This is a genomic window from Shinella sp. HY16, from assembly GCF_028534175.1.
Lineage (GTDB): Bacteria > Pseudomonadota > Alphaproteobacteria > Rhizobiales > Rhizobiaceae > Shinella.
The window spans coordinates 3100782-3113486 of the sequence record NZ_JAHYXL010000001.1 but is presented as its reverse complement, the minus strand read 5'-3'; the positions used below and the strand labels follow the sequence as shown (position 1 = coordinate 3113486).

The following is a 12705-nucleotide window of genomic DNA, read 5'->3' as shown; positions in this document are numbered from 1 at the left end:
GCACTGAAATCGTTTTAAATTCTGTGCAGCGCAAGATTGCCGAAGGCGAGGTGCGTGGATATGGTGCCGCATATCGCCTGCCGCTATCTGAAGAACCGCACCCGTGTCCCGCATCGAAAAGCCCGCCGACAGTGATCCCGCCCGCTCCGCGCTTCGAACCGGCAAGCCGACGCTGAAGACGATTGCGGAAATGACGGGCCTTGCGGTCACCACGGTCTCCCGTGCCCTTGGCAACGCGCCGCAGATTTCCGAGACGACGCGCCGTCGCGTGCATGAGGTCGCCGCCGAAATCGGCTATCTGCCGGACCGCGCCGCTCAGCGTCTCAAGACCGGCCGTACCAATGTCGTGTCCGTTCTGCTCGATCCACACGAGGAGATCCTGGGCTTTGGCACGTCCATCATGCACGGTCTGGCGCGCGCCCTCCAGGGAACGCCCTACCACCTCATCGTCACGCCGAATTTCCTCGACGGCAGCAATGTCGAAGCGGTCAACTACATCATCCGCAACGGTATGGCCGATGGGCTGATCTTCTCGCGCACGGAACCCTTCGATCCGCGTGTGCGGCTGCTTTTGGAAAACGGCTTTCCCTTCGTCACGCATGGCCGTACGGAGTTCTCCACGCCGCACGCCTTCGTCGATTACGACAATTTCGCCTTCGCCTATGCTGCCACCAGGCGGCTGATCGCCAAGGGCCGGCGCAAGGTGACGATCATCCTGCCACCCCGGCGCCTCACCTTCTACCAGCATATGCTGCACGGTTTCATGACCGCTGTGCGAGAGGCCGGCGTTGCCTACGAGATCCCCGACGCGCTCGATCTCGACAGTCCCGCCGACATGATCCGCGACTATGTGCGCCGCCGCAGCACAGAGCCCGATCCACCGGATGGTTTCGCCTGTCCTGGCGAAGTCTCGGCGCTCGCCACGATCACCGGAATGAGCGACCGCGGCCTCTCGCTCGGCGGCGAATACGATATTGTTGCCAAGCAGACCTCGCGGCTGCTCAGCCAGATCCAGCCGAAGGTCGAGACGCTCTACGAAGACCTGACCTCGGCGGGAGAGGCGATGGGCCGACTGCTGCTGAAGCGGATCGGCGGTGAGCCGATCGAGAACCTCACCATCCTGCAGAGCCCGCAATTCAGCTTCCCGACACCCTGAGCGGGCGGCAGCGCCGGTCCCTGCCGTGGTTGTCGGGAGAGCGTTGCTCATCGCGGCATCCACCAGCCGGTGCGTGCGCCGATATGCATGTTGAGTGTCTTGGTCTCCGTATAATCCTCCACCGCATGGCGACCAAGTTCACGGCCGAGGCCGGACTGGCGGTAGCCGCCGAAGGGCAGTTCGGACGCGCCGTCCATGAAGGTGTTCATCCAGACCGTGCCGGCGCGAACCTTGCGGCCGATGGTGAGGCACGTGTCGAAATCGCGGCTCCAGACGCCGGCGGACAGGCCGTAGTCAATGGCGTTGGCGATGCGGATCGCCTCTTCCGTCGTCTCGAAGGTCAGAACCGAAAGCACCGGACCGAACACTTCTTCGCGGGCGACGGCCATATCAGGCTGAACGCCCGAGAGAATGGTCGGGGCCATGAACTGACCGAGGCCGAGATCCAGCGCCGCGCCGCCGAGCGCGACCGAAGCACCGGCCTTCGCCGCGCCATCGACATAGGCGCCGATTTTTTCGAGATGCTGCGGCGTGATGATCGCGCCGACCTGCGTTGCGGGGTCGAGTGGATCGCCGACTTTCACTTTCTTCGCCAGTTCCGCGATGCGGGCCGTGACAGCGGCCGCGATCGATTTGTGCAAGATCAGCCGCGAGCCGGCATTGCAGCATTCGCCCGCGTTGAAGTAGGCGCCGAAGACGGCGGCGTCGATGAAGGCGTCGAGATCGGCATCCGGGAAGACGATCTGCGGGTTCTTTCCGCCGAGTTCGAGCGATACCTTCTTCAAGGTCTGGGCGGCATTGGCCATGGTCAGACGTCCGACACCGGTTGAACCGGTAAAGGAGACCATGTCGACGTCGGGATGCGTCGTCATCGGTGCGCCGACCTCCGGCCCGGTGCCGGTGACGATGTTGACAACACCTGCGGGCAAGCCGGCCTCGATCAGGATCTCTCCGAGGACAAGCGTCGATCCCGAGGTGAGTTCGGACGGCTTGACCACCGTCGTGCAGCCTGCGGCAAGCGCGAATGGTAATTTCTGGCTTACGATCAGGAAGGGGAAGTTCCACGGCGTGATGATCGACACGACGCCGATCGCCTCGCGCAGAACGACGCCGAGCGTGCCGTCGCCAAGCGTGTTGTAGCTTTCGCCGTGCAGGTCGCGGGCGAGCGCTGCGGCGTAGCGCCAGATATCGACGGCGCCGCCGAGTTCACCCTTTGCCTGGCTGATCGGCTTGCCGCTTTCGATGCAGTCGAGGAAGGCCAGTTCCTCCGCCCGGGCGGCAATGAGGTCGGCGGCCTTGAGGAGGATGTTCGAGCGTTCGGCGCCGGTCATGGACGGCCATGGCCCGTCGTCGAAGGCCTTGCGTGCGGCGGCGATGGCGCGTTCGGCATCGGCCTTGCTGCCGGCCGGGTAGCGGCTGACCACGATGCCATGGCCCGGCGCGATGCGTTCGATCGGATCGCCGGCGCCCTCCGTCCAGATGCCGTCGATCAGCATGCGGAAATCGCGCGCCTTGAAGTTTTCGAGCGCCTTGGGTTTCACATGCGTGGTCATTACCATTCTCCCTTGAAATCGGCGGGGCGTTTGCCCGTAAAGGCGGCGACACCTTCCTTCAGGTCCCCGGTCTTGGCGACGAGGATCGAGCCGAGGGCCTCCACCGCCGCACCATTGTCCTCGCCGTTCGCCACCGCGATCATCAGCTTCGACACCTCCGTTGCCGCCGGACCGCGCGCTGCGATGCGCGCTGCGTAGGCCTTTGCGGCTTCGACGGCCGTGCCTGTCTCGACGACCTGGTCGATGATGCCGGCAATCTGGGCCTCTACCGCTGTCAATACCTCGCCGCCGAGCAGCATCCGGCGCACCGCCTGTGCGCCAAAGCGCTTCACCAGCCGCTGCGTGCCGGACCAGCCGGGCACCATGCCGAGGCCGGCTTCCGGCAGGCCGATCTTCACCTGGGTTTCCGCGATGCGGATATCGGCTGCGGCCGCCAGTTCCAGCCCGCCGCCAAGCGCATGGCCGTTAACGGCAGCGATCAGCGGCATGCGCAAAGTCGCCAGCCGCTCGAAGACACGATGGCCGAAGCGTACCCACGCATGGCCGAACGTGCTCGCCTCCATGCCGGCCCAGGCCCGGATATCGCCACCGGCGGAAAAGGCCTTGCCCTCGCCGGTGAGAATGGCGACGCGCACCGCGGCATTTTCCTCGATGGTGTCGCAGGCCGCCGAAAGCTCCTTCAACATGTCGATGTCGAAGGCGTTGAGCTTTTCCGGCCGTGCGGCGGTAATCGTCGCGACGGGGCCTTCGATGGAGATGCGGATGCGCTGTTCAGCCATGGGTGGCCCCCACCAGCTTGCGCGGCGCCTTTTCGGGCAGCGTGAGGCCGGTCGGCGCATCGGTGAAGAGCTTTGCGTCCATCACCTTGAGATCGGGTGAAACGATCAGCGCGAACTCCGACTGGTCGAGGATATGTGTCCTGAGGTCGACGCCGGGTGCGATCTCGGTGAGCACGATACCCTCCGGCGTCAGCTTCATGACGCAGCGCTCGGTGACATAGGTGATGTCCTGCCCCTGCGCCACGCCGCGCGGTCCGGAGAAGGTGACATGCTCGACGGCATTGACCAGTTTCTTCAGCTTGCCTTCCTTCTCGATCACCAGCTTGCCGCCTTCGATCGCAAGCTTCGCGCCGGCATTGAACATGCCGGAGAAGACGATCTTCTTTGCCCGCGCCGTGATGTCGACGAAGCCGCCGGCCCCTGCCGTTACATGCGGGCGGAAGGAGAGTTTTGAAACGTTCACCGAGCCGTCCTTGCCGATTTCCAGGAAGGAGAGCAGCGAGGCATCGAAGCCGGCGCCCTGGAAATAAGTGAACTGGTAGGGCGAAGGCATGAAGGCGTCGGCGTTCGAGGCGCAGCCGAAGGCGAAATCGAGCAGCGGCACGCCGCCGACCGCGCCCTGTTCGATCACCCAGGTGACGGCGCCGTGCAGGCCCTCTTCGAGCAGGATGCGCGGTACGTTGGCGGAGATGCCGAAGCCGAGATTGACGGCGCTGCCGGCTTCCAGCTCCTCGGCGACCCGGCGGGCAATGACCTTCTGGATGTTGAATTCCGGCACGCGAAATGTGTCGAGCGGGCGGAAGATCTCGCCGGAAATGGCGGGGTCGTACAGCGTCTGCGTCGTCTGCTTCTGTTCCGGGTCGACCACGATATAGTCGACCAGCACGCCGGGCACGCGCACGTCGTGCGGCTTCAGGGAGCCGTCCTTGGTGATGCGTTTGACCTGCGCGATGACGATGCCGCCATTGTTGCGGGCGGCGAGCGCCTGGTCGAGCCCGCCGAGGTAGGCGCCCTCGTGTTCATAGGTGAGGTTGCCGCGCTCGTCGGCGGTGGTGGCGCGGATGATCGCCACGTGAGGCGCGATCGCCTTGAAGTAGAGCCATTCCTCGCCGGCGAAGGTGATCTTCTCCACCACCGGTTCGTTTGCGGCGGAGGCGTTCATCGCGCAGCCTTCGCGGCTTGGGTCGACAAAAGTTTCAAGGCCGACCTTGGTGATGACGCCGGGGCGCTTTGCGGCGGCCTCGCGGTGCATGTCGAAGAGGATACCGGAGGGGATGTTGTAGGCGGCCACCTCATCCTTTCCGATCATCTGCCAGATCAGCGGCGGTTCGGAAGACGAGGGTCCGGACGGATACGAGCCGCCGATGATCTTCTTCAGCAGGCCCTTTTTCGCGATGTGGTCGACACCCTTGATGCCGCTCATGTCGCCGGCGGCGATGGGGTGCAGCGTCGTCAGGCTCTTCGGATGGCCCGTTTCGTCGAAACGTTCGCCGATCGCCTTCAGCATCAGGTCCGGGCAGCCGAGGCCGGAGGAGGAGGAGACCGAAACGATGGCACCGTCAGGGATCAGGCCTGCCGCCTCGCGCGGGGTGATATGCTTGCTCATGGGTCTTACAATCCCGGCTCGATGCTGACCGCATGGCCCGTGCGCGCCGCTTCGACGACGGCAAGGCCTGTCGCCAGCGACCAGATACCGTCCTCGCCGGTGGCCGATGGCGTTCCCTTGCCGGCAATGGCGGCGTGGAAGGCGGCAAGGGTGGTCTCATAGAGATTGCGGTGGTCGAGCGGCAGGTCGTGCTCGCCATCTGCACTGCGCAGCGTCACCGTGCCGGTGGGGCGCTGCGTCATGACGTTGCGGCCGATCAGCGAGCCTTCCGTGCCATGGACTTCTAGGCCGGTTTCTGCGAATTTCGTGGTGAAGCCGTCGTGGAACTGCGCGATCGTGCCGGAGCGGAAGCGCAGCACGCCCATCACCGCATCCTCCAGTCCTGCCTTGCCCATGCCGCCAGCCTGCGAGAAGGCGACGGCTTCCGCCGGATCGTCGTCGAGCACGAAGCGCAGGGTATCGGCGTCGTGCACGGTGATGTCGAGGATGACGCCGCCGCCGGCCTCCGGCTTGTCGAGCCGCCAGCCCTGCAGGTGCGGCGGCAGGTAGACGGCGTGGAAGACGCGGGCCGACAGCGGCTTGCCGATGCGACCGGCCTTGATGGCTTCGCGCATTGCCCGATGCGTCGCGGCGTTGCGCAGGTGGTGGTTCGTCGCGAGCACCACGCTGGACGCCTTGGCCGCCGCGATCATGGCGCGGGCGTCGTCGAGCGAGAGGGCAAGCGGCTTTTCGCACAGGATGTGCTTGCCCGCCTTCGCCGCGGCGAGGGCCTGGTCGCGGTGCAGCTCGTTCGTCGTCGAGATGTAGACGGCGTCGATCTCCGGATCGTCAAGCAGATCGGCGAGCGTTGTGACCGACTTTGCGATGCGCTGTGCGTCCGCATAGGTGCGGCCCCGCTCGGCGCTCGTGCTCATCACGGATACGACATCGCCGCCCGTCGCGCGGATCGCGCCGATCACCCATTCCTTCGCGATCGTGCTGGCGCCGACCAAACCCCACCGTGTCATGCGGAAATCCTCCTCGTCCTGTCCGTCTGGCCGGCGCCGCAGCTCTGGCGCACGACGAGGCGCACGGAGCTGACGATGGTCTCGGGTTCCACCCGGCCGGCATTGATCTGTTTCAGCAAGAGTTGCGCGGCGCGCCGGCCCATGCCCTGGGGGTCGACGGATACCGTCGTCAGCGCCGGCACGGCGGTCTGGGCCTCGATCACGTCGTCGAAGCCGACGACGGCGAAGTCGCGGCCGGGCTCCTTGCCGGCGGCACGCAGGCCGTCGCAGACGCCGAAGGCGGCCGCGTCGTTGAAGCACAGCGCGGCGGTCGGCGCTTCGGGCAGCAGCAGCGCGCGTTCGATGGCGGCGACGCCGCCGGCGCGCGAGGCCGCCGTGCTGATGACGAGCCGGTCCGGCGCTGCAAGTCCTGCTTCGGCAAGGGCATCCCGCCAGCCTTCGACGCGCTCGGCAAAGACCGTCGTGTTGGCGATGCCGCCGAGGAAGGCGATGTGGGTATGGCCGAGCGAGACGAGGTGCCGGACGGCATCCTTTGCGCCGGAATAATTATCGGAGAACAGCGTCGAGACCTTGGCGCCGATGACGTTGCGCACCACGGCGACGACCGGGATGCCGCTGGCAGCGAGCGATTTCAGATCAGCCGCCTCCGTGCCGCGGGCCGGCGACAGAATGAGGCCGGCAATGCCGTGCTCGCGCATCGAGGCGATAACCTCGCGCTGACGGTCGACGCTCTCAGCCGAATTCGACAGGAACTGCACGTAGCCGGCCGATTGCATAACCATGTCCATGCCGACAGCAAGCTCGGCGAAGAAGGAATTGGTGAGGTCGTTGACGATGATGCCGATGATCCGCGAGGAGGCGGACTGGCGCAGGTTCGCCGCGCCGCGATTGTACACGTAACCGAGGTCGCGAATGACGGCGTTCACCTTGGCGCGGGTCACCTCGTTCACCAGGGGGCTTGCCTGCAGGACGAGCGAGACGGTCGACTTCGACACGCCGGCGGCGCGTGCAATATCGACGACGGTCACCCGGCTCTTGTTCACGGTCTTCCTCCCTGCGCGGCGATCATTTTTGCTGTTTGTTGGCGCAACATAATTGGATCGTTCCAAATTTGTCAAGTGCGTTCGCGTAGGCTCTGCGGTGACAGTGCTTGGATGTCTTCTGGATTGTTCGCATTCTTATCAGATCGCGCCGATATTGCGGTTTCAGACTGATTTTCGATATTTTTCGGTTGTTTTTGGCGTTGCCGAGAGGGAAGTCAAAGGGCCTGATCCTCAAATTCATCCGAATCTGCTCGACTGCGGCGACCGGCCGTTCAAAAAATCCATCTTGAAATTTGGAACGATCTAAATTATTGCCGTGAAAAACCTCGGGAGGATTTCATGCCGATCAGCCTTACCCTGCCGCTGCCGGATGGCGGCCTTTCCCGCTACGATCTTGTCGGGACGCCGCTTCCGCGCCCCTCCGTTGTGCCGACCTTCAGCCGCATCGCCTATGCGGCGGCCCATGTGGTTTCCGATCCGCGCCGCGATGCGCGGCCCTGGGAGGCGCCGGCCATCGACTGGGAGCGTACGATGGCGTTCCGGCATCACCTCTGGTCGCTCGGCTTCAGGATCGCCGAGGCGATGGACACGGCGCAGCGCGGCATGGGGCTCGACTGGGCCGGCGCGCAGGAGCTGATCCGCCGCTCGCTCGCCGAGGCGAAGACCGTGCCAGGTGCCGATCTTGCCTGCGGTGCGGGCACGGATCACCTCAACCCCGCCGATGCCCGTTCGCTGGACGACGTGATTCGGGCCTATGAGGAGCAGGTCGGTTTCGTGGAAAAACACGGCGGCCGTGCCATTATGATGGCGAGCCGGGCACTCGCCCGCCTGGCAGCCTCGCCGGACGATTACCGCAGGGTCTACGGCCATATTCTCGGCCAGGCGAAGGACAAGGTCGTGCTGCACTGGCTGGGTGACATGTTCGACCCGCAGCTTGCCGGTTACTGGGGTTCCGGGACTTTCGAGCCGGCGCTGGAAACGGTTCTGTCGATCATCGCCGAGAACCGCGACAAGGTTGAGGGCATCAAGATTTCGCTGCTCGACAATGCCTGTGAGGTGGCGCTGCGCAACCGGCTGCCCGAGGGTGTGATCTGCTTCACGGGCGACGACTTCAATTACGCCGAACTGATCGAGGGGGACGGGCAGAGGTACAGCCACGCCCTGCTTGGCATCTTCGATGCGGTGGCGCCGCAGGCTTCCAAGGCGCTTGCAGCGCTTGCGGCCGGCGATGTTGCCACCTTTCGCGCCGTCATCGCGCCGACGGTCCCGCTTTCGCGCAAGATCTTCGAGGCGCCGACACCGTACTACAAGGCGGGCGTCGTCTTCCTCGCCTGGCTGAACGGTCACCAGGACCATTTCACCATGCCTGATGGCATGCAGTCGGCCCGAGGCCTTCTGCATTATGCCGAAGTCTTCCGCCTGGCCGACCGGGCCAACGTGCTCGAGAGGCCGGACCTCGCCGCCGCACGCATGAAAAACCTTATGTACGTGCTTGGCGTCGGGCAAGATTAGCTGTGGATGACCGGCCTTGCGGCCGGTTCTCGCCGTCGTCAGGCGCTAAGCTCCGCTTTCTCGAAAAGTTTGGCGGGAGCGGGTGATGGCAGCGGGTGAAGTAAAGGTGGGGGAAAGCTGGAAGGCGCCTTTGGCGGCGGAGTTCTCCAGCCCCTATATGGCCGATCTCAGGGCCTTCCTGCTGGAGCAGAAAGAGGCAGGACGGCGCATCTTCCCGAAGGGGTCGGAGTACTTCCGGGCCCTTGACCTGACACCGCTTGCAGATGTGCGCGTCGTTATCTTGGGCCAGGACCCCTACCACGGCGAGGGGCAGGCGCACGGGCTCTGCTTTTCCGTGCAGCCGGGCGTGCGCACCCCGCCGTCGCTGGTCAACATCTACAAGGAAATGCAGGAGGACCTCGGTATCCCGCCGGCCCGCCACGGATTTCTGGAGCATTGGGCCAAGCAGGGCGTCCTGCTCTTGAACAGCGTGCTGACCGTGGAGATGGGCCGCGCGGCCTCGCACCAGGGGCGTGGCTGGGAACGGTTCACCGATGCGGTCATCCGCGCTGTCAACGAGCAGGAAAAGCCCGTTGTCTTCATCCTCTGGGGCTCCTATGCCCAGAAGAAGGCGGCTTTCGTCGACCGGGATCGTCACCTCGTCCTGCGGTCCGCCCATCCTTCGCCGTTGTCTGCCCATAACGGCTTTCTCGGCTCGCGGCCGTTCTCCAAGGCGAATGCCTTTCTTGAGCAGCACGGACGCCAGCCGATCGACTGGCAGTTGCCGGCGGCGGCGCAATAGCCAGACACAAGCAGGGCTGGTAGGCTTGCCGCATGGCGTCCACCAGCTCCGTCATCGACTGGCTTCTTGCTTCGGATCCCGCGATCCGCTGGCAGGTGATGCGCGATCTTCTCGACGTGCCGGAGGCGGAATGGCGGGCCGAGCGTGCGCGGGTGGAGACCGAAGGTTGGGGTGCAAGACTTCTCTCCCACCAGGATGAGGACGGGCAATGGGCCGGCGGCGCCTTCCTGCCGGCGAACTACACCGAAGAGAAATGGCGTGAATTCGGCCAGGCCTGGACCGCCACCTGTTTCTCGCTCCAGCAACTCTACGATTTCGGCCTCGATCCATCGAGTGAACCGGCACGGCGGACGGTCGACCTCATCGGACGCAATTCACGCTGGGATCATGATGGACAGCCCTATTGGGAAGGCGAGGTGGAGGAGTGCATCAACGGGCGGACGGTGATTACGGGCGCCTATTTCGGCGTCGACGTCTCGCCGATTGTCGCGCGTCTTCTCGGCGAGCGGCAGCCGGACGGCGGCTGGAACTGCGAGCGCTGCAACGGCTCGCACCGCTCTTCCTTCCATTCTACGATCAATGTGCTGGAAGGTCTTCTGGAATACGAAACCGCCGTGGGCGCAACGCCGGGAACGCGTGCTGCGCGCTCGGCCGGTGAAGAATATCTCTTGAAACGGGGCCTCTTTCGCCGTCTGGTCAGCGGCGTGCCGGCCGATATGCGCTATCTGGCCTTCCTCCACCCGTACCGCTGGCGCTACGATCTTCTGCGCGGGCTCGACTATTTTCGCGCGGCTTCCCTGGTGGACGGCACACCCCCGGATTCCAGGCTTGGCGAGGCCATCGATCATCTTCGCTCCCGGCAGTCGGAAGACGGTACCTGGCCGCTCGACTGGCAGCTGAAAGGGCCGGTATGGTTCGAGATGGAAGAGGTGGGAAAGCCCTCGCGCTGGATCACGCTGAGGGCGTTGCGCGTGCTGCGCTGGTGGCAGGAACGAGCCGGCGGGCGGTAGTCCCCGGCCGGCTGCTCCGTCCTATCGCACGAGCGTCTCGTCGAGCAGGGCCATCACCTTTTCCGCATCGATGCCGATGCAGGCATGCTGGCTCGGCAGATCGTCCCAGTTGCCGGGCGGGAACGTGCGGGCATCCGGTTTCTGGATCGTCTGACCGTCGGCAATGCCGCCGGCGACGACGCGGATGGCGCCGGGGCGTGTGGTGAAGAGCTCCGGCGAGACGAGGTAGATACAGGCGCAGCTGTCATGCACCACCATGCCCTCGTCCTTCACGTGCTGGCCGTAGAAGTCGATGTAGAACTGCGAGATGTCGGAGAGCAACTTCAGGTGCGTGCCGTTCCTCTCGGTGAGTTCGGCAAGGCGCCTGCGGGTCATCACGGTCTTCATTGTTACGTCGAGGCCGACGACCACGACCTTCCACGGTGCCGCCATCACCGCGTCGGCGGCTTCCGGGTCGCCGTGGATGTTGGCTTCCGCCGCCGGTGTGATGTTGCCGGGAACGTCGAAGGCGCCGCCCATGATGATGACCTGCTTGACGAGGCCTGCGATACCGGGGTCTTCCTTCAGCGCATAGGCAAGGTTCGACATGCGGCCGACGGCGATGAGCGTCACTTCGCCGGGATTGGCCCGCACCGTCTCGATGATGAAGCGGTGCGCCGGGCGCGGGTCGAGTGGCAGGTCGATCGTGTCGGGCACGTCGATGTTGCCGAGCCCGTCATGACCATGGATCATCACCGGCCAGTCGATCGGGTTGCGCATCGGGTTGTAGGTCTTGCCGTCGCCGCGGGCGACGGGGGCCGCAATGCCCCATTCGCGCTTCAGGAACAGCGCGTTGCGTGTCGTGGTCTCGATGGCGGCATTGCCGAAGACAGTGGTGATGCCGATGAGGTCGATCCCGGGATGATTGTGCAGGAACAGCAGCGCCATCGCGTCGTCGACGCCGGGGTCCGTATCGAAAATAACCTTGTGCATGGTGTATCTCTTTCTTGTTGTTCTTATGGGGCTTCTTGTGATCGCGCGCCTACTGGAAGCGGGCGATGGAGAAGGGGGCAAGTGCGCTTTCGCCTTCGCCCGCGAGCAGGCGCGCCACATGGCGGCCCGTCGTTGCGGAAAGCGTGAGGCCGAGATGACCATGGCCGAAGGCGAAGGCGATGCGTGGATCGCCCGGGTGCAGGCTGATGACGGGTACTGAATCCGGAGTGGAAGGGCGGCGCCCCATCCATTCGGTGCCGCCTTCCTCCTGAAGATCAGGGACATAGCGGCGCATCTTCCGGCGCATGGCGGCGGCGCGTTTGTAGTTTGCGGGTGCGTCCGGCGAGGCAAGCTCCACGGCACCGCCGATGCGCAGCGCATTTTCGAAAGGCGTCGCCACGAAGCCGTGCTCGGAGAAGAAGACCGGCATTTCGAGTACCGTCGACGGGTTCATGAACGTGGTATTGTAGCCGCGTTCGGTCTCGAGCAACACTTTCAGCCCGAGATCGGCGACGAAGCGGCGCGACCAGACGCCCGCGGTAATGGCAAGGCGATCGAAGGTGAAGGTCCGGCCGCCTTCGGTCGTCACGGAGATGCCGCTCTCCGTGCGGGCGACCCGTGACACGGTGGCGTCGATCAGCGCCGCCCGCTCGCGCAGCAGCGCCTGCAGCCGCCGCAGGAAGGTCAGCGGATATTCGAAGGTCTTGTATCCATCGTTGAAGGTGGCGCCGGCGAAGGGGCCGGAAAGTGCCGGCACGCGGCGACGGGCTTCCGCCACATCCAGCGTCTCGACGTTGCAGCCGAGCAGCTTGGCATTCTCTATCTCGTGTGCAAACGCCTTGTCACGTGCTGCCACGCTGTCGAAGACCGTCAGTGCACCCGTGTCGCGCATATGGCCGGAGATGCCGGCCATCGCGCCGAGGCGGGCATGATCGGCTTCCGCCGATTTCATCAGGTGGAGCAGCGCCATGCGGCTTTCCGCAGCCTTGCCGGCGCGGGCGGAGAGAAGGAAACGGATCAGCCAGGGGGTGAGCGCCGGCAGGTCCTGCCAGCGCAGGGCCAAAGGCCCCAGCGGATCGAGCAGCCATTTTGGCACCGAGAGCAGCATGTCGAGCCGGGCGAGCGGATCGATTTCCGGCACGGCCAGGATGCCCGCATTTCCGACGGATGCCGGCAGGCCGCCGGCATCGCGCTCGAGAATGGTGACGCTGTGGCCCTGTTCCAAGAGATTGAGCGCTGTGGCGCAGCCCATGAGGCCGCCGCCGACGATACCGATATGCGCCATG

Annotated in this window: 11 protein-coding genes; 4 read left to right on the top strand and 7 right to left on the bottom strand. The window is 64.9% G+C overall.

Annotation, left to right across the window (positions count from 1 at the left end):
• Window positions 1–103: 103 nt before the first annotated feature.
• Complete coding sequence (locus tag K0P03_RS15385) at window positions 104–1156, top strand: LacI family transcriptional regulator (protein WP_272790010.1); 1053 nt, start codon at window positions 104–106, stop codon at window positions 1154–1156.
• 47 nt (window positions 1157–1203) lie between these two features.
• Here the strand turns inward: K0P03_RS15385 and K0P03_RS15380 are convergent, their stop codons facing one another.
• Genes K0P03_RS15380 through K0P03_RS15360 form a run of 5 tightly spaced genes read right to left on the bottom strand, consistent with a single transcriptional unit; the run spans window position 1204 to window position 7144 of the window.
• The gene (locus tag K0P03_RS15380; protein ID WP_272790009.1) at window positions 1204–2709 is read right to left on the bottom strand and encodes an aldehyde dehydrogenase family protein; all 1506 of its coding nucleotides are present in this window, start codon (window positions 2707–2709) and stop codon (window positions 1204–1206) included.
• Window positions 2709–3488 carry an enoyl-CoA hydratase/isomerase family protein gene (locus tag K0P03_RS15375; protein ID WP_272790008.1) on the bottom strand — a complete coding sequence of 260 codons (780 nt, stop codon included), beginning with the start codon at window positions 3486–3488 and terminating at the stop codon, window positions 2709–2711. Before K0P03_RS15375 ends, K0P03_RS15380 begins: the two co-directional genes overlap by 1 nt.
• Window positions 3481–5094, bottom strand: coding sequence for an acyl CoA:acetate/3-ketoacid CoA transferase (locus K0P03_RS15370; protein WP_023516642.1), 1614 nt, complete (start codon window positions 5092–5094; stop codon window positions 3481–3483). Before K0P03_RS15370 ends, K0P03_RS15375 begins: the two co-directional genes overlap by 8 nt.
• Before the next feature lie 5 nt (window positions 5095–5099).
• On the bottom strand, window positions 5100–6101 hold the full coding sequence (locus tag K0P03_RS15365) for a Gfo/Idh/MocA family protein (RefSeq protein WP_272790007.1): 1002 nt from the start codon (window positions 6099–6101) through the stop codon (window positions 5100–5102).
• Window positions 6098–7144, bottom strand: a complete 1047-nt coding sequence (locus K0P03_RS15360; RefSeq protein ID WP_272790006.1) for a LacI family DNA-binding transcriptional regulator — start codon at window positions 7142–7144, stop codon at window positions 6098–6100. The genes K0P03_RS15365 and K0P03_RS15360 overlap by 4 nt, the downstream gene beginning before the upstream one ends.
• A gap of 339 nt (window positions 7145–7483) precedes the next feature.
• Here K0P03_RS15360 and K0P03_RS15355 point away from each other — a divergent pair, with 339 nt between their 5' ends.
• The 3 genes from K0P03_RS15355 (at window position 7484) to K0P03_RS15345 (ending at window position 10447) form a co-directional block, all read left to right on the top strand.
• The gene (locus K0P03_RS15355) at window positions 7484–8656 is read left to right on the top strand and encodes a dihydrodipicolinate synthase family protein (protein ID WP_272790005.1); all 1173 of its coding nucleotides are present in this window, start codon (window positions 7484–7486) and stop codon (window positions 8654–8656) included.
• Between the two features lie 85 nt (window positions 8657–8741).
• Window positions 8742–9437, top strand: a complete 696-nt coding sequence (gene ung / locus K0P03_RS15350; protein WP_023514780.1) for a uracil-DNA glycosylase — start codon at window positions 8742–8744, stop codon at window positions 9435–9437.
• A 32-nt stretch (window positions 9438–9469) separates the two neighbouring features.
• Window positions 9470–10447, top strand: a complete 978-nt coding sequence (locus K0P03_RS15345) for a squalene cyclase (protein ID WP_050743733.1) — start codon at window positions 9470–9472, stop codon at window positions 10445–10447.
• A gap of 21 nt (window positions 10448–10468) precedes the next feature.
• Here K0P03_RS15345 and K0P03_RS15340 read toward each other — a convergent pair whose 3' ends face one another.
• Entirely contained in the window at window positions 10469–11419 is a 951-nt protein-coding gene (locus tag K0P03_RS15340; RefSeq protein ID WP_050743734.1) for a nucleoside hydrolase, read from the bottom strand.
• A 49-nt stretch (window positions 11420–11468) separates the two neighbouring features.
• Window positions 11469–12704 (bottom strand): NAD(P)/FAD-dependent oxidoreductase, encoded by a 1236-nt coding sequence (locus K0P03_RS15335; RefSeq protein ID WP_272790004.1) that lies wholly within the window; start codon window positions 12702–12704, stop codon window positions 11469–11471.
• Window position 12705: the final 1 nt, after the last annotated feature.

Excerpts from the sequence above, each read along its gene's own strand:
- K0P03_RS15380 (WP_272790009.1), bottom strand. The coding sequence starts at position 2,709 with ATGACCACGCATGTGAAACCCAAGGCGCTCGAAAACTTCAAGGCGCGC.
- K0P03_RS15375 (WP_272790008.1), bottom strand. The coding sequence starts at position 3,488 with ATGGCTGAACAGCGCATCCGCATCTCCATCGAAGGCCCCGTCGCGACG.
- K0P03_RS15370 (WP_023516642.1), bottom strand. The coding sequence starts at position 5,094 with ATGAGCAAGCATATCACCCCGCGCGAGGCGGCAGGCCTGATCCCTGAC.
- K0P03_RS15365 (WP_272790007.1), bottom strand. The coding sequence starts at position 6,101 with ATGACACGGTGGGGTTTGGTCGGCGCCAGCACGATCGCGAAGGAATGG.
- K0P03_RS15355 (WP_272790005.1), top strand. The coding sequence starts at position 7,484 with ATGCCGATCAGCCTTACCCTGCCGCTGCCGGATGGCGGCCTTTCCCGC.
- ung (WP_023514780.1), top strand. The coding sequence starts at position 8,742 with ATGGCAGCGGGTGAAGTAAAGGTGGGGGAAAGCTGGAAGGCGCCTTTG.
- K0P03_RS15345 (WP_050743733.1), top strand. The coding sequence starts at position 9,470 with ATGGCGTCCACCAGCTCCGTCATCGACTGGCTTCTTGCTTCGGATCCC.
- K0P03_RS15340 (WP_050743734.1), bottom strand. The coding sequence starts at position 11,419 with ATGCACAAGGTTATTTTCGATACGGACCCCGGCGTCGACGACGCGATG.
- K0P03_RS15335 (WP_272790004.1), bottom strand. The coding sequence starts at position 12,704 with ATGGCGCATATCGGTATCGTCGGCGGCGGCCTCATGGGCTGCGCCACA.